Annotated in this window: 16 protein-coding genes; 6 read left to right on the top strand and 10 right to left on the bottom strand. The window is 53.7% G+C overall.

All coding sequences use genetic code 11. The annotated features are described in order from the left end of the window. Positions 1-24: 24 nt before the first annotated feature. Together R3C20_23310 and R3C20_23315 are read right to left on the bottom strand one after the other, a co-directional pair. Positions 25-2,442: an O-antigen ligase family protein gene (locus tag R3C20_23310; GenBank protein ID MEZ6043438.1), complete on the bottom strand. Its 2,418-nt coding sequence runs from the start codon at positions 2,440-2,442 to the stop codon at positions 25-27. Further along, positions 2,439-3,668, bottom strand: a complete 1,230-nt coding sequence (locus tag R3C20_23315; GenBank protein ID MEZ6043439.1) for an MraY family glycosyltransferase — start codon at positions 3,666-3,668, stop codon at positions 2,439-2,441. Before R3C20_23315 ends, R3C20_23310 begins: the two co-directional genes overlap by 4 nt. Positions 3,669-4,060: 392 nt before the next feature. Between R3C20_23315 and R3C20_23320 the strand changes: the two genes are divergently transcribed. Next, positions 4,061-4,465, top strand: coding sequence for a tetratricopeptide repeat protein (locus R3C20_23320; GenBank protein ID MEZ6043440.1), 405 nt, complete (start codon positions 4,061-4,063; stop codon positions 4,463-4,465). Positions 4,466-4,645: 180 nt separating this feature from the next. On the opposite strand, the gene R3C20_23325 is transcribed toward R3C20_23320, so the two are convergent. Next, positions 4,646-5,419 (bottom strand): hypothetical protein, encoded by a 774-nt coding sequence (locus R3C20_23325; protein ID MEZ6043441.1) that lies wholly within the window; start codon positions 5,417-5,419, stop codon positions 4,646-4,648. Positions 5,420-5,698: 279 nt separating this feature from the next. On the opposite strand from R3C20_23325, the gene R3C20_23330 reads away from it, so the two are divergent. Beyond that, positions 5,699-7,081 carry a cyclopropane-fatty-acyl-phospholipid synthase family protein gene (locus R3C20_23330; protein ID MEZ6043442.1) on the top strand — a complete coding sequence of 461 codons (1,383 nt, stop codon included), beginning with the start codon at positions 5,699-5,701 and terminating at the stop codon, positions 7,079-7,081. 85 nt (positions 7,082-7,166) lie between these two features. On the opposite strand, the gene R3C20_23335 is transcribed toward R3C20_23330, so the two are convergent. Then, positions 7,167-8,450 (bottom strand): amidohydrolase family protein, encoded by a 1,284-nt coding sequence (locus R3C20_23335; protein ID MEZ6043443.1) that lies wholly within the window; start codon positions 8,448-8,450, stop codon positions 7,167-7,169. 341 nt (positions 8,451-8,791) lie between these two features. On the opposite strand from R3C20_23335, the gene gcvT reads away from it, so the two are divergent. Next, complete coding sequence (gene gcvT / locus R3C20_23340) at positions 8,792-9,874, top strand: glycine cleavage system aminomethyltransferase GcvT (protein ID MEZ6043444.1); 1,083 nt, start codon at positions 8,792-8,794, stop codon at positions 9,872-9,874. An 89-nt stretch (positions 9,875-9,963) separates the two neighbouring features. Next, positions 9,964-10,863, top strand: coding sequence for a sugar phosphate isomerase/epimerase family protein (locus R3C20_23345; protein ID MEZ6043445.1), 900 nt, complete (start codon positions 9,964-9,966; stop codon positions 10,861-10,863). 176 nt (positions 10,864-11,039) lie between these two features. Here the strand turns inward: R3C20_23345 and R3C20_23350 are convergent, their stop codons facing one another. Together R3C20_23350 and alaS are read right to left on the bottom strand one after the other, a co-directional pair. After that, positions 11,040-11,387 carry a PilZ domain-containing protein gene (locus R3C20_23350; GenBank protein ID MEZ6043446.1) on the bottom strand — a complete coding sequence of 116 codons (348 nt, stop codon included), beginning with the start codon at positions 11,385-11,387 and terminating at the stop codon, positions 11,040-11,042. 374 nt (positions 11,388-11,761) lie between these two features. Further along, positions 11,762-14,401 carry an alanine--tRNA ligase gene (alaS, locus tag R3C20_23355; protein MEZ6043447.1) on the bottom strand — a complete coding sequence of 880 codons (2,640 nt, stop codon included), beginning with the start codon at positions 14,399-14,401 and terminating at the stop codon, positions 11,762-11,764. Positions 14,402-14,886: 485 nt separating this feature from the next. Here alaS and R3C20_23360 point away from each other — a divergent pair, with 485 nt between their 5' ends. After that, on the top strand, positions 14,887-16,593 hold the full coding sequence (locus tag R3C20_23360; protein ID MEZ6043448.1) for a DUF6807 family protein: 1,707 nt from the start codon (positions 14,887-14,889) through the stop codon (positions 16,591-16,593). A gap of 94 nt (positions 16,594-16,687) precedes the next feature. On the opposite strand, the gene thpD is transcribed toward R3C20_23360, so the two are convergent. The 4 genes from thpD to ectA all read right to left on the bottom strand — a co-directional run bounded on the left by thpD (position 16,688) and on the right by ectA (position 20,115). Further along, complete coding sequence (gene thpD / locus R3C20_23365) at positions 16,688-17,584, bottom strand: ectoine hydroxylase (protein ID MEZ6043449.1); 897 nt, start codon at positions 17,582-17,584, stop codon at positions 16,688-16,690. Positions 17,585-17,714: 130 nt separating this feature from the next. Then, a complete protein-coding gene (locus tag R3C20_23370; protein ID MEZ6043450.1) occupies positions 17,715-18,134 on the bottom strand; it encodes an ectoine synthase in 420 nt (139 codons plus the stop codon). A gap of 152 nt (positions 18,135-18,286) precedes the next feature. Beyond that, on the bottom strand, positions 18,287-19,543 hold the full coding sequence (gene ectB, locus R3C20_23375; protein ID MEZ6043451.1) for a diaminobutyrate--2-oxoglutarate transaminase: 1,257 nt from the start codon (positions 19,541-19,543) through the stop codon (positions 18,287-18,289). A gap of 53 nt (positions 19,544-19,596) precedes the next feature. Beyond that, positions 19,597-20,115 (bottom strand): diaminobutyrate acetyltransferase, encoded by a 519-nt coding sequence (ectA, locus tag R3C20_23380; GenBank protein MEZ6043452.1) that lies wholly within the window; start codon positions 20,113-20,115, stop codon positions 19,597-19,599. A gap of 205 nt (positions 20,116-20,320) precedes the next feature. Between ectA and R3C20_23385 the strand changes: the two genes are divergently transcribed. Continuing rightward, a complete protein-coding gene (locus R3C20_23385) occupies positions 20,321-21,763 on the top strand; it encodes a sodium/proline symporter (protein ID MEZ6043453.1) in 1,443 nt (480 codons plus the stop codon). Positions 21,764-21,811: the final 48 nt, after the last annotated feature.

Genomic DNA, 21,811 nt, shown 5'->3' on the forward strand with positions numbered 1-21,811 from the left:
GGAGATGCGTGCGTTCTGTACGAATTACTGATTCAGGATGGACTCTAACTGAGATAGTTGATCTTCAGACAGGTATCGATCGATGTGACCCCATTTGTGATTGATTTCATCCTGCAGGACGGCCTTTGCAGCCGCATTTTTTGCCAGGGGCAATCGTTGCGAATCGTCAGCCGCTGTTATCGCCAGTCTCCACAAGTCGACCGGATTTGTCGGATACATTCTGACAACTTCCTGCAGATGTTCTACTGCTTTACCGAGATGACTGCGGTCGCCTGTGCCTTCGAACATAGCGTATTCGCATTCAGATCGCAGTCTTGGCACAACAACACTCTGAAGATCAGCATTTTCCAGATTCTCACAGGCCCGCAATGCCAGTTTGAACTGCCGAGTGAGAGCCGGGTTGATCTCCCGCCTTTCATCCGGTGGCACGCTTGCCGAGTGACCCTGCACTTGCTGACGGACCATTTCCTGAAGCCTGTACGTTTCGAGTTCTGCGATCTGTTGGCGCGGATGCACGCCAAATGGGTCTGCAGAGGCCGCTTTTTTGAAAAAAGCGACAGCGGTCGATGTATTACCATCGATCAGCGCGAACTGAGCCTGCTGTGAGAATTGCTCAGATTCCCGAACGGGCATCAAGCCAAACCGTATGCTGACAAACAGCCCGATCGTACAGAGGACCAGATTTGTTGTGGCTGCAAGCCTTGTTGACAAATTGCTCTTTTCAGCAGCATTATTTTGGGCGGGCGGTAGAACAGGATCGCTGCCAGTGGCACCGGTCAGCATCGCTGCAAACACCAGCATGACGGATGGCATCTGGAAACCACCCGCGCCAAGCAGATGTATGCCCAGTACAGCGGAGGCAGCCAGGCAGATTCGGTTCGACATCGGTTCGAACCCCGATTCATTCCGGCCTTGCTGTCCTTCTTTCTGAGGCGATCGTCTTGGTCGAATCGATCTCGTAAGAATCCAGCATCCTGCCACTGAAGTGAACGGAACCAGCAGGAACGGATCAATCGCGTCAGAAAAGTCTCGGCCATTCAACCATTGCCAGACGGAATGCAGGAGAAATCCAGTTACGCAGGCTTTCCACAACGCTCCCTCAATATTGAACGCATCCGCTGACTCAGTTACTTCCGAATCTGTGACTCGCTTATTCAAACGTTCATTCTGCTCACGGTCGCTACTTCGTGAGTGGCGGAAACTGATTCCCCACGCGGTCGAACACAGAATTATCCCAACAAGACTCATCAGCCCGCCGGATGTCCAAGCTTCCAGCAGCATGTTATGCGGATCGCGGATTTCTTCGCTGGATTCAGGTGGCTTATGTCTCAGGTATGCCTGCCGGAAATTGCCGGGACCAGCTCCAAATACAGGGGACTCCAGGAGGACATCCCTGGTGCCCAGCCAATACAGAAGACGGAACTGCAGAGATCGAGGCGATTCGAGAAGGACCTCTTTGTCCAGAGCGCCTGTGGCTGCTGCAATTGCGGATGTCAGAAGCATCGTAGCGCCGGCGAAGACCGCAATTCTGAACGCTCGTCTCGTGGATGCAGGGGTTCGTCTTCTTTGAGCAAACAGGATGACGAAACCGACCAGCGTGGCGATCCAGGCCGTACGGCTTTTTGTCAGGACGAAGCAATAGCCAGCCAGAGTGAAGACGATGCACAGGTAGAGCATTTGCAGTTTGCGACGATGGACGCTCTTCATCCATTCGTTTGCCAGCTGGCCCGCAATCATCACCAATCCCACACCCAGCAAGCCTGCCAGCGTATTTGCCAGGGCGAAGGTGCCTGTCGGCTCAGTGCTGTTCAGCAGTCGGTTTTCCCAAAGAATTCGGTCCGTGCCGGAGAGTGGGATGCCATTCTGCTGCAATTCGGACTTGAGTTTCGCAATCTGGCCAAACGATGCGGGGTTATCTGACCCTGCGAGCTCATCGAGTTCGTTGCGGATACCTGTGTACCAATCAGATTGTTGGACGTAGATAACATGATGCTGCCACAGACCATAGGTTGCAATTCCGGCGATCAGGCACGCGAACAGGATACCAAGCTGGCGTCGTTGGTCGTGATGTCGCTGCAACTGCCGGAACACCCACCACGCGATGGCCAGTGCAAACCACTCCAGCGATAAATTCAACGCTGTTCTTCGATCGCCTCCGGTTCGGAACAGTCTCGCTGTTGAAATCCACTGACCGACAGCAATCAACATCCAGCCAATGTCAGCCAGTTGTGCAGTTCGGAAGGTTTTGTTTGCAGGACCGTCGGCTGGCTGTATTGCATCATCAGACCGCATGCGGCTGAACTGGTTCAGCGAAGCGAGCAGGCCCACCATTCCCCACAGGACGACCCAGTGCAGGCCCGCACCATCGTAGGCTTCTTCTGAAGCCCAGAGCATGTTGGCCGTAATGATGGCCGCGATGAGTCCAAAGACAGAGCGTTTCATGATGGACTGGTCACAGCGACATCAGGACCGCCTGCACCCGCCATGTTATGGTTGGCTTCCTGCGTGGCCTTGATCGCCGTCATCTGATTGACTGATCTTCGCCCCACGGTCTCCAGAATTGCAACAATGCATAACACGCAGACGATCAGACTCAGGACAACCACTGCGCCCGACCAGTCGGAGACCTTATAAAGCAGAACGCCGCCAAGTCCTGTCATCAGAGTGGCGAGATGAATTGTCAGAACCGCTGGCCCGGGACGCAGGCCGAGTTCAACGAGTCGATGAGAAAAGTGGCTCTTGTCTCCATGGAAAGGGCTTCGACCCTGCCGGAGTCGAATCAGAATGACTGTACTGAAGTCGTACAGGGGAATCGCCAGAACGCACAACGGAGCGAGAATGACATGTCGGCTGCCGGAGTGGTCGTAGAAGGTTCCGACGATCGTCAATGTCGCCAGAAGGAACCCAATGAGATTACTGCCACAGTCGCCCATGAAAATAGAGGCAGGTGGGCGGTTCCAGAATAAGAATCCTGTGAGTGAACCAGCAAGCATCACCAGCGCGATGGCCACGGACCAGACAGGATTGTGCAGCAGCACTACAAGGATGACCGCGAAGATTAAAGATGCGATTACGCCGATTCCCGCCGACAACGCATCCATGTTGTCAAGGAAATTCATGGCGTTTGTCAGAATCATGATCCAGAGGATGCTGACACACAGGCCGATCCAGGGTTGCGATACAAAGATCGTTGCCCGAACGCCGGCAAGGGAGACTCCTGCCGCAACTGACAACTGAATACCAAGCCTGATCTTCCAGGAAAGGTTGAATCGATCATCAGCAAGACCCACAAAGAAAAGAAGGCATCCTCCCACAGCAACGGCCATCAGCTGACGCATCCGTTCGGGGTTTCCAGTCATGGAATCCGTCAGCGTTTCAAGACGGGCGGCAAATCCGGGCCATTGCAGTTTCCATCCGAGCACCCCGATGAGAATGGTCAGCACGATTCCCAGCCAGACAGCAATTCCGCCGCTCCGCGGGGTTGGCTGCACATGCACCTTCCTGTGCCCTGGTTGGTCGATGAGTCCAAGGGTTGGCGCAAGCCCACGAATAAACGGGACTACGATGGCCGAAATTGCCATCGGCACCAGGAACGCCGCCACCAGGACTTCCAGCATTGCTACCTCGAACTTACCCCTTGTTTCCGCCTCGTCTCTGCGGAAATACATCGGTTCGTTTCGCCGGAATTCCACAGCCGCTTTGACTTACGTCATGTTGGTCTGGTACGACAACTTTTTCTCGCTGGAACCGGAGCGGTTTGGTAACTATTGCAATGGAAGCGTTTCAATTCGCCCGCAAATTCGGAAAACTCATTCATCGAATTGTAGTTTTGGCAGTCAGGTCTCCCCGGTTCAGTCGTCCTTCGGTGTTGTAAGTGTTTTGTAAATAGGAGGTTACAGAAAAAATGCTGAATCGCCTGCTGTTTGGCGCGACACTTGCTTAATTCTGGTGTCAGAAGGACAACACAACGGAAGTCACTTGTTGCAAGTCCTGCTGGGAATCGTAAAAAGCACAATCGGACGTCAAAGTTCGTTCAAAGCAGACTAAGGAGCTGGCCGCTATGCGAATTCAGATTACCCCAAAAACCGTTCGACGATTGATGTCCGCAGACGGTTATCTGGATCTGGACATGCCCGAAAAAGCGATCGCCGAACTGGAATGCATGCCGGAATCGACCGTGCTGGATGGCCCGCGCCATCTGCTGATGGGAATCGCACTGAAGACGCTTGATCGACATCCGGAGGCGATCAGTCATCTGGAGCGGGCGGCAAGAATCATGCCCTCACCGGTGAGGCGATTTGCCTGGCAGGAATTGACTGATTCGTACAAGGCCGTGGGCAGCGAACAACTGGCCGCGATGGCGTCACAACTTGCGGGGGATGTTCAGGTTGATTTGCAAATCTCGGTCCCATTCAGCCCGGTGACCCTGAATCTGTCCAAGTCAAAGAATTCGTTAGCGAAATAGCCGTTAAGGTTGAGCGGGCGTTATCACGATCGTACGAGTCCCGGGTCTGCATGCGTCCGCGTTGGTTGTCATGGGTTTCGCGTTGATGCAGACCATTTCACGATCGGGCAGCAGCAGGCAGACCGAATGGTGAACACGGCCATGAACACCGTTTCCTGAACTGGAGCGATGTCGGTGCGGTCAGTTGTCTGAGGGAACCGGAACGCTTTCTTCCGAACGGATGGGAAAGCATTGGGCGAGAATGCTGACGGGACAGGAAACCATCCAGAGCAGGGCCATTATCAACAAATTCTGCGCTTTGCCTGCGACAGGCCTACCACCCTGAAATCGGGCGGGTTGAGTGCTGGCGGTCGTCTCTGGGAATGGCCGCCAAACAAAATCCGGAGAATGCCTGCCCGCCTGTTCCAGGTCTTCGATCGACCTGAACGGCGCGGTCAACGGATCTGCTTCTGAAGCTGTTTCAATTTGACTGCGCACGCGATTGAGTTGTGCGGAGATGAACGCAATTGGGAACACCGTGAGCCGCCAGACATCCAGCGCTGGCCATCGCATAACCGCCCACGTCACTCCCATAACGATCAGGAGTGCGGGAATCTGCCAAAGACTCCACCGTATTTTAGTGGTCGATTTCATCTCAAATCCGGAATGCAGCAACAGAATCACCCTTTGAGCAAACTCCCATTGTTCGCGCGTCTCTGGGCGATGGTACTCTGCACCGGGATCCCATGACGGCGGAAATTCCCAAAGGCACCATTCGATCACATCATCTTGACAGTCAAAAAACGTCTCAAGCGATGAGTGGAACTGAGTATTGGAGATTTCGTTGCTGATCCACGCCTGAAAAAGATCAGCCAGTTCGCGCCGTGAGGGTTTGATGAATTGGGGATTCCACGCCTCTCTGGCTGCGGGAGCCGAGTAGGGGTTTTGTGCCCGATTGCCTGGATCCGCTTTCATAGCGTGAGCTGTCGTTGGTTTGATCCGGCCGTGAGTTCAATCCATGGACTGAATGTACTGAGTGATCTTTCGATGGCAGGAATCTGCCCGACGCAGGCGGGGAGTCGCGGAAGTACTATCGCCTGAAACACGTGTCTTGTGCTAGAGTCGGAAGTTGAACAGCGTTGCAAAAACTGAATTTGTACCCGTATTCATGGTATTTCCGTGACTATCAGGATGCCTTCTGCAGGGTTTGTGATGGCCTGAAGTTCGAACGCAAGGACTCGCGGAGACTCAGCAGTGTTTGGCAGGGATGCAAAAGAAAAACGACAGGTAAAGCAGGCTACGGCGTTGTTCGAGTTTCTCCGTGGTCGTCTTCAATCACCGATTTCCGTACGGCTTTGGGATGGAAGTGTCATTCCCTTGTCTGATCGGGTCGAACCGGGACTGGAACTGTCTATCGCCGGACCCGGAGTCATTGGGACGCTTCTGCGTCGTCCCAAACCAGATACGCTGCTTCGCCTGTTTGCGCGCGGATTAATCGACTACGCAGGTGCGGACCTGATGACATTCATTGAAAAGGCCCGCGTGCGAAATAGTCGCAGGAAGGCTCGCGGCCTTCCGTTAGCTTTGATAGCCCGGTTCGCAGCCGCATTCATCTTGGAGAAGGGCGAGAACATCGACGTAGAGCATACGTACGATGGCGATGAAACCGGCGTGAATCGTGAACAGCAGGAAAACAAGGACTTCATTCAGTTTCACTACGATGTCAGCAACGACTTCTACAAATTGTTTCTGGATGAGCAGATGGTTTACAGTTGCGGTTACTTTCATCATTGGGAGGAATCGCTGGAGAAAGCTCAGGTCAATAAGCTGGACATGATTTGTCGAAAGCTGCAAATGAAGCCGGGCGAGCGTTACCTGGACATTGGTTGTGGCTGGGGGGCGTTAATCTGCCATGCGGCAAAGAACTATGGTGTTATCGCGCATGGAATTACCCTGTCCGAAGAACAATTGTCGTTAACGCTTCAACGCATCCGTGAGATGGGTCTGGAAGGCCGGGTTACTGCTGAGCTGAAAGACTATGCCTATGTCGAAGGCCCGTTCGATAAGATCTCAAGTATCGGCATGGTGGAGCATGTTGGCATCGATAACATGGCCGGATACATGGCCAAGGTCAGTTCACTGCTCCCCGATCGCGGAATGTTTCTGAATCACGGAATTACTCGTCCTGCCAAAGCGACGGACAAGGCCTTCCGAAAACAGTCACCCGAACGCCGACTGCTGGCAAAGTATATTTTTCCCGGCGGCGAACTTGATCATCTCGGCCACATGACGCAGTGCCTGGAAAGCAATGGTTTTGATGTACATGATGTTGAAGGATGGCGTGATCACTATTCACTGACCTGTCGCCACTGGTGCCAGCGTCTGGAAGCCAATCGCGACGAAGCGATTCGACTGATAGGTTATGAAAAATATCGCATGTGGACGTTGTATCTGGCTGGATGCGTTTTTGCTCTTGGAGACGGTGGAGCTCGCATTTATCAAACCGTATCAACCAGACACGGCTCACGAGGATTATCGGGCATGCCATGCACGAGGCAGCATCTGTACGAGAACAGAACGGCGCTGCGAGTTGCGGAATCGGATGAATCGGATCAGGCTGGGCTGAAAGCCGCCTGAGAAGCCTCAAAGTCGCCAGTTCCGATCGTATTGCCTTGTGGCCAGTCGGATCGGCCAGGCGGGATCAGTCAAATACCAGCCCCTCTTAAATCGCGGAGGGTGAAATACTGCGTCCTCGTTCAGCTTTGATGATGCCACCCTGCATGACGGCGATCAATTTCGAGCGGTCCTGCAGAATGGCGATATCGTTAACGACATCTCCATCGACAATCAGGATGTCGGCGATTTTTTCAGTCTCCAGGGTACCAATTTCGTGGGCTCGCCCCAGAATTTCCGCTCCTGTTCGAGTCGCGCACTTGAGCACATCCAGCGGTTTGAGTCCCACGAAATCGACAAAGAATTCCAGTTCACGGGCATAGTCGCCGTGTGGATTCCAGGCAAAGCCATAATCTCCGCCCATGCCCAGACGGCCGCCTTCGGCGATGATACGTCGGGCGCTTTCGGCTCCGCCATCCAGAGTTTCCTGATGACCATCAATGACAGACTGCGGCATACCAAATTGTGGCCCCAGCTGAATGCTGGCGAATTCGAAGTAAAGGGCGGGAACAACAGGGACGTTTCGCCTGAGCAGCAGTTCCATGGTTTCATCGTCCATAAATGTGCCGTGTTCGATCGCGTCATAGCCAGCTATCAACGCGTTGCGAATTCCTTCAGTCGCTCTGCAATGTCCGGTCACTTTCATTCCATGATTATGGGCAGTTGCAACAACAGCCTGCATCTCCTCGGCTGTCATGCAGAGTGTATGATGGTCATTAATCTCGGGGGAGGCCGCATCTCCGGTGGGATATGTCTTCACCCACTCAACACCATCTTTTACCAGCTTGCGGACGGCAGCACGCGCTTCATCAGGGCCATTGATCAGCAGGACAAGGCCTTCCATGCCAATCTTGCGGTAGTCAGGGTTCCAGTCCATGAGTCCGGCTGCACCGCAGATTTCGCGACCGCTGGCTGCCAGTCGTGGTCCAATGATCAGATCGTTCTCGATTGCCTTTTTTAACCAGACGTCAATATTGAAGAGACTGCCGCCGCTGCGTGCAGCCGTGTAACCACATTCGAGAGCAAGTCGGGCATTATTGGCAGCCAGAAGCGTGACGTATTCAACAGGGTACTTGATATCCAGATCTTCCAGCGCAGCGACATTGAAATATGTCGGATGAAAATGCGCCTCAACCAGACCCGGCATGATGGTTCCGCCGTTGGCATCAATTTGCGTTGCCGTATCCGAAAAGCTCGGAGCATTCGCAGATGGACCGACGTATGCAATCTTTCCAGCGGTGACGATTACTGTGCCGGACGGAATTGGCGGACTTCCATTGCCATCAACGATTTGTCCGTTGTGAATCACGACGGTGCCGGAGCCAAGTTTCATTCTACGTCTCCTGACGGGGGGCAATTAATCGCAGGTATGTTCGCCGCTGAGGGTCATCTGTAAATGTTCCCGTGCGCGATTTACTCCCGAAAGGCCGATTCTATCAGCTTGCGATGGCAACTGTCAGTTGCGCAGAAGGGCAAAACGTTCCGTCGCACGGTGTCTCGGTCTGCGGAGCATATCAGAGCAGCAGTCGCTGGACATTGTTTCAACGAATCAGGTGGGTAGACTCCGTTCTGAGGCGGAGCGGCGTTTGTTCGGAGCACACTCTTCGATCTTCCTGCGGTGGTTTCAAACCGACCGCGATTTTCAGTTTTCATTCGTTCATTTGAAATGTGATCATGAATCTTACTCCACTTAATTCCTGGCATCATTCGAACAATGGACGCATGGTTGATTTTGCGGGATGGCAGATGCCGGTCCAGTACAGTTCGATTGTGGACGAGCACACGGCCGTGCGCACTCGAGCTGGTCTTTTTGATATCTCACATATGGGGCGGCTGACGTTTACATCAGATCACGCCGGCGATTTTCTGAACAGTGTGCTGACAAACGACACCGCAAAGATGAAGGCAGGCGAGATCCGATATTCTCTGGTTTGCAGAGAAGACGGAGGCATTCTGGACGACGTTTTGGTCTATCGCCTGCCGGATCAGTGGATTCTGGTTGTGAACGCTTCAAACCGGGAAAAGATTGTCGCGTGGCTCCGCCGGCAAAGTGGATTTGATCATTGTGGTTTCGATGATCAGACACTGGCAACCGGTATGATTGCTGTCCAGGGACCTGCGGCGATCCGCATTGCGAATCAGCTGCTCGGTCAGGATGTGTCTTGTATGAAGTATTACTCCGGCCAGGTTCTGACCTATGCAGGAATTACCGGGCTCGTATCACGCACCGGCTACACCGGCGAAGATGGCGTCGAACTCACATTGCCGGCTGAAGAGACAGAACGGATCTGGTGTCGTTTGCTGGAACTCGGCAACGATGCCGGCGTGGTGGCTGCAGGACTTGGCTGTCGCGATACGCTTCGGCTGGAGGCAGCGATGCCATTGTATGGGCACGAACTAAGTGAGTCCGTCGATCCGCTGACGGCAGGGTTAGCATTTGCAGTGAAACTGACAAAGTCCAGCTTCGTGGGCCGCGACGCTATCCTGGCGATCAGAGAACGTGGTCTGCAACTGCAACGCGTTGGTCTGCAACTTGAGAGCCGTCGGATTGCCCGCGAAGAAACTCCTGTCACTTTGAACGGCCAGGTTGTCGGGAAAGTGGCTTCCGGTACGTTTTCCCCAACTTTGCAGCAGACCATTGCGATGGCGTACGTTCCCTGCAATCTTTCCACTGCTGGAACAGAATTGCAGGTTGACCTTCGCGGGACCATGGTCCCGGCGACTGTTGTTCCGTTGCCGTTTTATCGTCGAAGTTAAGTGCCGCTCGCGCTGCGAGTAGTATCCCGGACTGCAGAAGTCGAACAAGTGATTCGTCGCTGCCATCACAATTCTCAGGAGTGTATCTGATGACTTTGACCCGCCGATCTATACTGCTGCGTGGTGCTTTACTGGCTGGAGGTATGGCAACAGGTGCAACACAGCAAATGCCTGCCTTTGCTCGTGGTGCATCACTCAGGCCAGTATCAGACATGCGTTTCGGCCTCGTGACCTATCTGTGGGGCAAGGATATGGATTTGCCAACTCTGCTTGATGTCTGTGAAAAGGCGGGCATTCTGGGGGTCGAGTTGCGGACGGAACACAAACATGGCGTCGAACCCTCCCTGAATGCTGCGCAGCGTGAAGACGTTCGGAAGCGATTTGCGGATAGCCCTGTCGAACTCGTTGGGTATGGATCCAATGCCGAATACCACTCAAGTGATCCGGCCAGACTGAAGGCAAATATTGAGCTCACAAAAAAGTACATCGAATTAATGCACGACTGCGGCGCAACGGGTGTCAAAGTGAAGCCAAATGGGTTTGCCAAAGATGTCCCGCGGGAGAAAACGATTGAGCAGATCGGCAAAGCGCTGAATGAAGTCGCTGAATATGGGCAACAGTTCGGTCAGGAGATTCGGGTAGAAGTGCACGGCAGCGGAACTCAGGAACTGCCGGTCATGAAGGCGATCTTTGATGTGGCAACACATCCCAATGCTAAGGTCTGCTGGAATTCCAACGGTGAAGATTTGAAGGGCTCTGGCCTGGCACACAATTTTGATCTGGTCAAAGGTCGATTTGGAAGTACGGTGCACGTCCGCGAACTGAACGAAGGAGACTACCCGTATCAGGATCTGATGAATCTGTTTGTCAAAATGAACTACGCTGGCTGGATTCTGCTGGAAGCACGTACGAATCCTTCAGACAAAGTCAAAGCCCTAATCGAGCAGCGGGAAGTCTTTGAGCAGATGGTCTCATCGGCATCGAAGTAATTCTGCACGGCTCGTGTGATCAACCGAAAGCGTAGCGGATGAGATTCAGTCTGAGAGCGTTCCGGCCGGAATTGTCAGTTCCTGCCCGGCATCGCTTCGGCGGTGTCGACACTGCAATGGGAAGCTCTGCTACGTTCACTACCACAACGAGCAGTCAGGACTGGCGAGTGTCGAGCCTAACGGTGCGCTTGAGCGGGGGGGGACGCAGCAGAGATGAACTTCCAGCCGACATTGAACCAGCCTTTGCCGAAGGCATCGCTCCAGCGGGCTTCGCTTCTCAGGAAGACCGGGGTGCCGTTGACGCTGTGAATTCGAAGAACAGCCTGAGACCCGGTTGAAAATTCCATCGGGCTGACAATGCCGATGCCCAGGATCGAAATGTCCTTGGCAAAGGCGGTCATTCCCGGTTCTGTCCCCACGTAGATTGTGACCGGACGGACAAAAGGATGTCTGGATTCGGTTCTTCGTTCCGTGAATTTTGTCCGTTGCGCTTCGTAGAGTAATCGTTCGATTTCTTCCTTCATGGCGCTGCCCCTTCAGCCTGAAAGCTGCGTTTGACTTCAGAAAGTGTGTTCTTGACTCTGGAAGACCATGTCACGCCGGGGCTGGCGTTGTTCATGTGAGTTCCGTTTGCAGGTTTGATCGGGTGATGAATGAATTTCATCGCCCGGTGCAACTGCTGGTGAAAGGTACGGGAGTTCAACTGATGGGAGTGATTTTCAAAAGTCGGACCGAGAAATGAGATCCGTGAGTCAAGAATAGCCTGTCACCGAGTGAATCGTTTAGCGGGTTATCGCTACCAATAAAAAACGTGCTGCCGGAATTCCGGCAGCACGTTTATTCGTTACATCAGGTGCGCACAGAGCGGGCTGTGTTCCCGATCGGCATCAGTGCTGAATCACGAATTCAACACACCTGTGTAGTATTCGGCACCAGCGTTGATTGCGTCGTCCAGTTTGTCAACAAACCTCGCTCCAGCCTCGGCCAGATCGGGGCGTCCTCCGCCCCCGCCTCCGGCAACCTTCGCTGCTGCTTTGATGCATTCGGACGCGTTCAGGTTTTTACCTTTGATCAGTTCTTTGCTCACCGCAGTGATCAGGGCTACTTTTTCATCGATCACGGTTCCAAGTATGATGGCAATCGGGCCGTACTGATCGCGTAGTTGATCTGTGAATTCACGAAGGGATTCACGGGCAATTCCAGGCAAAGATTTTGCGACAATCCGTACACCTCCCACAGTGGGGGCGTCCTTTACCAGATCCCCAACAGCATCAGCAACAGATGCGCTGGTCAGCCGAGACAATTCTTTATTCAGGTTGCGGATTTCGGACTGCAGCGTTTCGACCCGCCCCGGCAGATCCTGGGGCTGATTTGCCTTCAGCATGATCTGCAGCTTTGCCACTAACTCATCGGTTTCCCGGCTTTTCTGCAAAGCTCTTGGTCCTGTCAGTGCCGTAATCCGTCGGACTCCTTTAGCTACTGGTTCTTCGGAAGTAATCCGGCACAGGCCGACCTGACCGGTGTTGGAAAGATGGGTTCCACCGCACAATTCAACACTGAAGTCGCCCATTGAAACAACGCGAACTTTGTCCGGGTATTTTTCACCGAACAGGGCCATCGCTCCCTTCTTGCGAGCTGATTCCAGATCCATCAGCTGGGTATCAACAACTGCACCGGATGCAATGCGAGTATTGATAATGTCTTCGACCTGCCGAATCTCATCCGGGGTCAGGGCCTGCTTGTGAGCAAAGTCAAATCGAAGCGCATCCGCTTCCACTTTTGAACCGCGCTGCGTTGCCTGAGGGCCGATGGTTTGATGCAGGGCATGATGCAGAATATGCGTCGCCGAATGTGCTCGCCGAATGCCGGATCGGCGATCGGCATCAACGGTTGCTGTCACATTCATACCGACGGAAAGGCTGCCCAGTTTCAAACGACCTTCAAGGACAAACAGGGTTTGCTGGTGTCGCAGCGAATTAGTGATGTCAACATGAACGCCATTGGCTGTCAGCGAGCCTGTGTCGCCGACCTGGCCGCCAGCTTCGCCATAAAACGGTGTCCGATCCAGGATAATTCCAACGGGTCGTGTGAATCCCGCATCAACTTTTTCAACTGCGGCGCCGTCAACAATCAACCCAACGATCTTCGATTCTGATGAAAGAACGTCATAGCCGAGAAACGTTGTGTCTCCTGCATTCTTTCGAATCAGATCCAGTGGTCCGGCGACCATCACAGAACTTTCGCGATTGCCTTTGCTGATGACACCATGTTCGTCCATCAGCCGTTCAAATTCGGCTCGATCAACGGTCAGGCCGTGGTTGGCGGCGAGGGCTTCTGTCAGTTCAATCAGAAATCCATCTTCCGAATGCAGGTTGAAGGCGATGCGTCCGGAGATTTGTTTCTTTTCAGATGTCTTCGCCGCAACAGCACTTTTCTCGAACTGGTCCAGATTGCGTTCAATTGTCCCCAGGAACTGTTCTTCTTCTTCGCGAATACTGTTTTGAACACTGTCAACGGATTCTGCAATGTCCGGGTAGGCGTTCTTCATGACTTCGACAACCGGCTGCACCATCTGGTAAACAAACGGTTCTCGCTTGCCCAGTAGATAGCCTTCCAGCAAAGCTCTGCGCAGGAGTTGCCGGACGACGTAGTTCTCCTTTTCTTTGTCCGGCATTACTCCTTCGTGAATACTGAATGTCACTGCGCGAGCGTGGTCGGCGATACGGCGCAGAGGTCGTCCTTCCGGTGCGTTGAAGTCGTACTTCACTCCTACGATGTCGGCCGCTGCCAGGCAAAGCGGCTTCAGGACGTCGTTTTCAAAGTTGCTGAGCTTGCCCTGAATGACTGCCGCAATGCGCTCCAGACCCATTCCGGTATCGATGTTGCGAGCGGGCAGGGGCCGAAGATTATTGGGTGGGGATCCCACGCGATTGAACTGAGTGAAAACCAGATTCCAGATCTCGACATCTTTGTCTGTTCCTTCCGGATGGAAGAAGATCTCGCTGCATGGCCCACAGACGCCATCGGGACCCTCACTGGGTGCACTTGCCGGCCAGAAGTTTTCGTCTTCTTCCAGGCAGGCAATGGCCCTGGGATCAAGTCCGATTTCATCTTTCCAGATGTTGTAAGCTTCTTCGTCAAATCCATGGGCGCCCTTGTAGACGCTGACAGTCAGGCGATCACCAGGCAATCCGAGCCACTTCTTGTCGGTCAGAAACTCCCACGCCCAGTGAATTGCTTCGCGTTTGAAATAATCGCCAAAGGAAAAGTTCCCCAGCATTTCAAAGAATGTGTGGTGATAAGCGGTGACACCCACGTTGCTGATGTCGCCGGTTCGCAGGCATTTCTGACAGGTCGTCGCCTTGGTAAATTCCAGCTTGCCAATCCCCAGGAATTCGTTCTTGAACTGGTTCATGCCGGCAGGCGTAAACAAAACAGTCGGGTCATCCTTCGGGACAAGCACATCCGATGGGCGGCGAACACATCCTTTGGATTCAAAAAAAGAAAGGTATTTTTCACGTAGTTCGTCGGTTTTCATGACGTTTGATCGCTGATCACAGAACAGTGTTATGGCTGACCGAAAGGTAACGCAATGCCTCGTCAACGTCAGGAACCGGGGCTTATGTGACCAGCCGGAACACGCTGACGGGTTTTAGGCCGTTGCGTGGCGTTCAATAGCTAATCCTGGTCCCCGGTTTCATGGCTGGACAAAGCAGTAAGGCGGAATTTACATCAGCGCAGCGCGTTGACAGAAGCCGAACCGATCGATTTGCCGTCAGAAAGACTTAGGTTCCGCATTCGAAGGACTCCTGCTCGCCAGATTCGCTTCGGGTCGGAGTCTGTTCCGGGTAGAAATCGGCTGTCCTCCGCCTGCCAGTTCCCGTCATGAAGCAAATCTGTGAGAATCTGTCACAAAATGGCTGACGCAGTGACTCCAATTGAACGGCGGCAGACTGGCTTTACCGCCCGCGTTTCCATGACTCCTGACTTCAAGTTCGCGGATAACTTCTCGGATAACCTGATATGACAACACACCAGGGTCGACTTCTTTTTGTCGCAGTTCTGCTTTGTGTTTCCGTGCCTGCCACAACTTTAATGGCTCAGTCGCCCCTCGATTCCGGTGGGCAGGACAGTAAGCCGTTGTTTGTTCTTGCCGGTGATTCGACGGTGACAGACAAGGCAGGGTGGGGCGCTGGTTTCGCGGAATTGCTGAACGAAGGTGCCAGGTGTATCAACATGGCCAGGGGGGGACGCAGTTCTCGAAGTTATCGGACGGAAGGCTGGTGGAAGAAATGTCTGGACCTGAAGCCTGATTACCTGCTGATTCAATTTGGCCACAACGACCAGCCTGGCAAAGGGCCGGAACGTGAATCGAAACCAGAAACAGAATTTCGGGACCATCTGCGACAATATGTCGACGAGGCGAGGACAGCTGGAATCCAGCCTGTGTTGCTCACATCCCTGACCCGACGGAAGTGGGACGGTCAGAAAATCGTTCCGTCACTGGAAGAATACGCGCAGGCAACTCTGATTGTGGCCGGGGAAAAGCAGATTCCTGTGATTGATTTGCACACGTCCAGCATTCGACAGTGTGAGCTTCTGGGGCCCACTGCATTCCGTGCGTTTGAACCGATGACGGAAGACGGTGCCGATCACACGCATCTGAATCTCGACGGCAGCCGTGCAGTTGCGCCACTCGTTGTGACTGAATTACTGAAAAAGGTGCCATCACTTGAAGCGTGCTTCGATGCCGAAAAGCTTGCAGCCTCAGCTGTGCCACAACCTTATGAAGGGAATATCTCGAACGGCTCTCTGAGCCTTGAAGAAACCGCAGACACAATCACGATCCGCAATCGAGATCGCGTAGTTCTTGTCTACAACAAGGTGTCGCCTCCGGTACCTGAAGGGATCAATCCTGTTTACCATCGCAGTGGTTTTCTTCACCCGGTCATGTCCCCGGACGGAGGAATTGTGACTGCTGCGTTTCCTTTCGATCATGCTCACCAGCACGGAATTTTTTCGGCATGGGTCCGGACGGCCTGGAACAACCGAAAGATTGATTTCTGGAACCTGGCCGGCGGGACAGGCCGAGTACTTCATCAGCGAGTCATCAGCACTTCAGCGGATGGGCAGAATGTCGGATTTGAAGTGGACCTGATTCATCGAACTGAGACCGATCCCGTCGTTGACATCCTTCGCGAACGCTGGAAAGTGACCGTGCTGCCGACCAGCGGTGTGTGGCACGCGTTTGATCTTCAGTCGACGCAGGTCAATCAAACTGACCTGCCGTTGCAGCTTCATGAGTATCACTATGGAGGCCATGCGGTGCGAGGCCCCGTCGAATGGCTGACGCAGTCAGATTCGGATGTCAGGAAAATACACGACAAGGATGTTTCGCCCGAATTCCTCGGATCGACCTTCCTGAATGATTCAGGCTCAGATCGAATCAAAGGCAACCACGAACATACCCGTTGGGTTTCAATGACCGGCAAACTCAGTCGTCAACCGGTGACGATCGCTGTTCTCTCTCATTCACACAACTATCGAGCGCCTCAGGCTGCCCGACTGCACCCGACGAAACCCTATTTTGCTTTCTCACCATGCGTGGATGGTGAATTCAGTATCGAAAAGGCTCACCCGTATGAAAGCCGGTATCGATACCTGATTATTGATGGGCCCGCAGATGCCGGATGGATTGATGAACAGTGGAATGCATGGCATCAGGAATGATAACGCACGAAGAGTGACAAGTTTGAAACTGTCTGGTCTTCAGACACGCCGTGGGCAGTTTCTGTGAGTTGCCCTTCATTCTCCATGCGACAATTCATTTCAATCGCAGTGAATGAAAATTCCGGTCTGCCAGAAAATCCGGGCGCGGTGGCTGGTCGCAAAAGGGAGCTTCCAGAGTGTTGTGAACGCTGTTGTAAACAGCGAACAGGTTAATGCGAGGCTGCGGGCTCAGGTTTCCGCAGGATGCGTGCATCGTGTTGCACTCGAAGAAGACTACTGACCCAGCGGGACCTTTCGGGGCGACAATCGATGCGTTTTCTGTCAGAAGTTTCAACGCATCCTCTGTTGGTACGCCGTATTCCTGCCGACGCAGTGAATGTTCGTAATGATTTTCAGGGGTCTCACCGGCACATCGGATGTAGGTCTGATGTGAACCGGGAATCAGCATCAGCGGCCCATTGAATTCATGGCTTTCTGTCAGAAAGACTGACACACTGATGGCACGCATTCGAGGCATGCCATCTTCGACGTGCCACGTTTCAAAATCCGAATGCCAGAAGAATTCCTTTCCATTCAACGCCGGCTTGTAATTGATCCGGGACTGGTGAATGTAAACGTCTGAGCCCAGCAGCTGAGTCACTCGGGCTAGTAAGCGTTCGTCTGCAAACATGCGTTGAAAGAGATCGCTGTGTCTATGCAGCTGAAAAATCGATCGAACAATGCGGGAGTCCGGCTCTCGCACCAGGCCTGGCTGTTGGCTGGGCCAGTTGTCAGCAAGTCCGGTGGCTTCATCCAGCAATGACTGCACTTCGTCCTGATGAATCAGGTCCTGACAGAACAGAAAGCCGTCCCGTTCATAGGACTCCACTTCCTGCTGCGTCAGTGGTCCATCGTTCTCAGACCATACCACGGGGTCAACTCGGTCAGCAGCCGACCATGTTTCAGAAGTGCGCGAATGGTATGGATCAGTGGCGAGAGATTGTGTTGTCATCGTCCGTAAGATTCCGGGAGTTCGAGTTCAGATGTTTTCGGGAGAATGCTAAGCGTCGAACAAAGGGAAATTCACCGCACCCATCGTCGTCGATGGAAATCTTCCCCTGCAGAATTTGCTGCCGTTCGGCCTACGCATTGGTGGGCTGGTGTGTTTTGCCAGAGACATCCGTCAGCAGGGGATAGACGCCGTCTGCGTCGTGAGTTTCCGGTCCAACCAGTGGCGGGTTGAACACACAGACCATCCGCATACGTTCGTGTGCAACCAGAATATGTTTTTCGTGACCGTTTAGTGCGTACATTGTGCCAGCCTGAATCTGGTGCACAGAATTGTTGGTGAGATCTGTCAGGGTGCCTGCCCCTTCGATGCAATACACGGCCTCCAGATGGTTTCGATAATGCATCTCCGTGCGCGTTCCCGCGTGGATGATGGTGTCGTGCAGCGAAAACCCCATGCCGTCGGATTTCAGCAGAAAGCGCCGACTGCTCCACGTTTCGGCTTTGGTTTCTCGATCCGTTTCGGACAGCTGATCAAGGCAGCGGACAATCATTTGCTTGCGTCTCTCCGGGAATTTAGAGTTTCATCGGAAGCGGTCCGCGCACAGTGCGCGTCTCTTACTTTTTCGAGCAACGTCGGTATTCCGAGCGTCAACCACCGCATGAAACGCCATGCTTTTGCGGCGATCGCGGCACGGACGAGAAATCAACCGACGGAATTTGTCTGAATCTGCTGACTGCACTCGGTAACAATCTGCAACCCCTCGAGCAGTTGCTGATCCGGAATGGTCAGAGGTGGAAGGACCTTCAGCACTTCATCTCTTGGACCAGCGGTTTCGATGATCAGGCCAGCCTGAAACGCAGCCCTGGAAATTTCTGTTGCCGTGTCGGCACATTCGAACTCGATGCCCTGAATCATGCCTCGACCACGCACGCTGCTGCCATCGAATTCGTCCGCGATGTTCAGGAGAACTTCACGGATGAGTTTCGCTTTTCGATTGACGTCCGAAGACAGAACATGATCTTTCCAGTAGAGATCCAGTGCGGCAGTCGCAGTTACAAATGCTGCGTTATGTCCGCGGAACGTGCCATTGTGTTCTCCCGGAGAGAAAACATCATGCTCCGGCTTCAACAAAGTGATTGCCAGGGGCAGCCCGAATCCGGAAAGTGACTTGGAAAGGCAAATGATGTCGGGATCGAGCCCCATTCCTTCGAAGCTGAAGAAACGTCCCGTGCGTCCGCAACCAACCTGAATGTCGTCAATGATAAGAAGTATTCCGTAGTGCTTGGCCAGCCGCTGAATCTCTGCCAGCCACTGGGTGCTGGCAATATTCACGCCGCCTTCAGCCTGAACCGTTTCCAGGATAAATGCGGCCGGGATATCGACGCCGCTGCTTGTGTCTTCCAGATACCGCTCGAGTGCATTCGTTGTACTGGCGTCGAGACCCAGATAGTCGCAATAAGGCATATGGACGACGTTGTTGAGCGGCACACCTGCACCTGCTCGCTTGGATGCATTTCCTGTCAGGGCCAGCGATCCCAGCGTCATACCATGAAAGCCGTTAGTAAAGGAAATGATGTTGTGGCGATTCGTGACCTTGCGAGCCAGCTTCAGCGCGGCTTCAACCGCGTTGGTACCTGTCGGCCCCGGAAACATGACTTTGTAGTCCATCCGGCGAGGAGCCAGAATGACTTCGTCCAGCGTCGTCAGAAACTGCCGCTTAGCCGTCGTTGACATGTCCAGCGCGTGGATGACGCCGTCACCGCGCAGATATTCAATCAGCCGGTCGCGAATCGCCGGCGGGTTATGCCCGTAATTCAGTGCACCAGCACCAGCAAAGAAATCGATATAGGACTTGCCCTGTTCGTCCGTGAGGGTCGCGCCCGAAGCCGTTTGGAAGACTGTCGGAAAACTTCGACAGTAGCCCCGGACGTTACTTTCCAGCCGTTCAAATTCTTCCATTCTCTCTCGAGATCTTTCTTTGGGCACCGGTCGTCAACTGACCGCAGACCCACTTAAGTCAAGGGACCAAGCCGCAGCAAAGGTTCTGCTTCATGCGGTGTGGCATTCGCATCTGAAGGAACCGGGAAATGCTTCTGCTCAAATCCTGTAGTTTCTGTCAACGGAACGTTCAGTGTTCGGGCTAATGAATGAAACAACCGCCGAGAAGCCGTGTTCGACGGCGAAACTGTTGCTTCCACGAATTCGAGGCATGATTGTCTGCACTGCTGCACCAAATGGTGCAGCAATCGGCTGGCCACACCCCTGCGCTGAGCTGACGGACTCACACCAATCTGCCAGACGAACAGCGTGTTGCCTGCTTCAGGCAATCGATAGCCGGAGACAAATCCCACGATCTGGTTGCCATGTTCTGCCACAAGGCAGGTCTCGCGAAAGTGACGGCACAAGAGCAGATAGAGGTAGGGGGAATTGCAGTCAAGCACTCCCGATTCTGCGACAACGCGCCACATCTCGCTTGCGTCATCCACGCAGGGACGACGCACATGTGGTTCAAAAGAATGATCAGACACCATGAGTTTCATTCATCCGCCTGGAATTGATGATTGGTTGGAAGCGGAGTTTGAAACGCTCAACATGATCCTCAACAATGCTAAGGAATGAGGTCGTGGCGTCAACCGCGATCCGTCTGTTTCTGTGAGATCACTTTGGTCACAACGGTTAAAGCCTTGGTCTTACTTGGTTTGCGGGTCCGAAAGTTTTTTCGGTTGAGTGGGAATAATGGTTGTTGTGAGCTTTCTGGTGTTCCTGTTGATGTTTGTCGCGATTGGCATTGCATCGGTGCGACGACACAAGTCAACAACGGAGGACTACCTGATTGCAGGACGCAGTATCCCTCCCTGGCTGGCGGCTTTGTCGGCGGTGGCGACCAATAACAGCGGATTCATGTTCATTGGTTTGATTGCCTACACGTACCGCGTCGGTATTGAATCTGTCTGGATGATGATCGGCTGGGTCATCGGTGACTTTCTTGCCTGGCTGCTCGTGCATCCGCAGGTTCGTGTTCAGTCGGAATCCTCCGGGACCGCTACTGTTTCCGGACTTCTGGGCCATCACTCTCAGGGGTCACACCGATGGATTGTGATCCTGTCTGCCGTCATGACGTTTCTGCTGCTGGCCGTTTACGCTGCTGCTCAATTGAAGGCTGGCAGCACTGCACTGCAGGCCTTGTTCGGCTGGGCTCCTCAGACCGGCGCGGTGATCGGGGCAGTGATTGTGCTGCTCTATTGTTTTTCCGGGGGCATTCGTGCTTCCATCTGGACAGACGCGGCTCAGTCCTTCGTGATGATCATTGCCATGGCAACATTGCTGATTGCGGCCAGCTTTCAGGTCGGGGCTCCTTCGGATGTCTGGGCAAATCTCAAAGCGCAGGATGCATCGCTGGTGGATTTCTTTCCGCAGGGGCTGCGATTTGGTTTTCCGCTCTACGTGCTGGGCATGGTGTTTGGAGGCTTCGGTGCCATTGGGCAGCCGCATATCCTGGTGCGTTTTATGGCGTTGCGTTCAGTCGGGGATATTGGTCGAGCTCGAGCCATCTATTTTCTGTGGTTCATTCCGTTCTTTGTCGCCAGTATTGCTGTCGGCCTGTACGCACGAGCGCTGATGCCGGACCTGACAGAGATTCCACTCACCGCCGGGATGACAGAGTCTCAGGCGACGGAACTGGCGATGCCGGAAATGGCGCGTCGAACACTGCCCCCTGTTCTCATCGGTCTGACGCTGGCCGGACTGTTCTCTGCGACAATGTCGACCGCGGATTCTCAGATTCTTGTTTGTTCCGGCGCGGTGACGCAGGATCTGAATCCCCGCTGGAAGAATTCGTACTACGCATCCAAACTATCAACCGTCGCGGTGACACTTCTTGCACTCACGGTTGCTCTCTTTGCGGGGCAGGGGGTCTTTTCACTTGTTCTGATTGCCTGGTCCGCCCTGGGCGCAGGACTTGGTCCAGCGCTGTTGCTGCGCTTGTTTCGCGTACCGATCGCTTCCGGCACGTTTACCCTGATGATGTTTGCCGGAGTTATCACCGTCATCGTCTGGAACATGGCGGGTTACGACGGCGATATCTTTAAACTCATGCCTGGTATGATTGCAGCATTCGCGGCCTATCCGGTGGGGCGAGCTGTCTTTGGTCCCGCCAAGCTCGCAGATAGTGTCGCCTGAAACGCACGCTGTCGCCTGAAACGCACGCTGTTGGTGCTGGCTCCGCAG

This window comes from Planctomycetaceae bacterium (assembly GCA_041398825.1).
GTDB lineage: Bacteria > Planctomycetota > Planctomycetia > Planctomycetales > Planctomycetaceae > F1-80-MAGs062.

Excerpts from the sequence above, each read along its gene's own strand:
- ectA (MEZ6043452.1), bottom strand. The coding sequence starts at position 20,115 with ATGGTGTCTGATCATTCTTTTGAACCACATGTGCGTCGTCCCTGCGTG.
- R3C20_23335 (MEZ6043443.1), bottom strand. The coding sequence starts at position 8,450 with ATGAAACTTGGCTCCGGCACCGTCGTGATTCACAACGGACAAATCGTT.
- R3C20_23370 (MEZ6043450.1), bottom strand. The coding sequence starts at position 18,134 with ATGATTGTCCGCTGCCTTGATCAGCTGTCCGAAACGGATCGAGAAACC.
- R3C20_23310 (MEZ6043438.1), bottom strand. The coding sequence starts at position 2,442 with ATGAAACGCTCTGTCTTTGGACTCATCGCGGCCATCATTACGGCCAAC.
- gcvT (MEZ6043444.1), top strand. The coding sequence starts at position 8,792 with ATGAATCTTACTCCACTTAATTCCTGGCATCATTCGAACAATGGACGC.
- thpD (MEZ6043449.1), bottom strand. The coding sequence starts at position 17,584 with ATGACAACACAATCTCTCGCCACTGATCCATACCATTCGCGCACTTCT.
- ectB (MEZ6043451.1), bottom strand. The coding sequence starts at position 19,543 with ATGGAAGAATTTGAACGGCTGGAAAGTAACGTCCGGGGCTACTGTCGA.
- R3C20_23350 (MEZ6043446.1), bottom strand. The coding sequence starts at position 11,387 with ATGAAGGAAGAAATCGAACGATTACTCTACGAAGCGCAACGGACAAAA.
- R3C20_23315 (MEZ6043439.1), bottom strand. The coding sequence starts at position 3,668 with ATGTATTTCCGCAGAGACGAGGCGGAAACAAGGGGTAAGTTCGAGGTA.
- R3C20_23360 (MEZ6043448.1), top strand. The coding sequence starts at position 14,887 with ATGACAACACACCAGGGTCGACTTCTTTTTGTCGCAGTTCTGCTTTGT.
- R3C20_23345 (MEZ6043445.1), top strand. The coding sequence starts at position 9,964 with ATGACTTTGACCCGCCGATCTATACTGCTGCGTGGTGCTTTACTGGCT.
- alaS (MEZ6043447.1), bottom strand. The coding sequence starts at position 14,401 with ATGAAAACCGACGAACTACGTGAAAAATACCTTTCTTTTTTTGAATCC.
- R3C20_23325 (MEZ6043441.1), bottom strand. The coding sequence starts at position 5,419 with ATGAAAGCGGATCCAGGCAATCGGGCACAAAACCCCTACTCGGCTCCC.
- R3C20_23320 (MEZ6043440.1), top strand. The coding sequence starts at position 4,061 with ATGCGAATTCAGATTACCCCAAAAACCGTTCGACGATTGATGTCCGCA.
- R3C20_23385 (MEZ6043453.1), top strand. The coding sequence starts at position 20,321 with ATGGTTGTTGTGAGCTTTCTGGTGTTCCTGTTGATGTTTGTCGCGATT.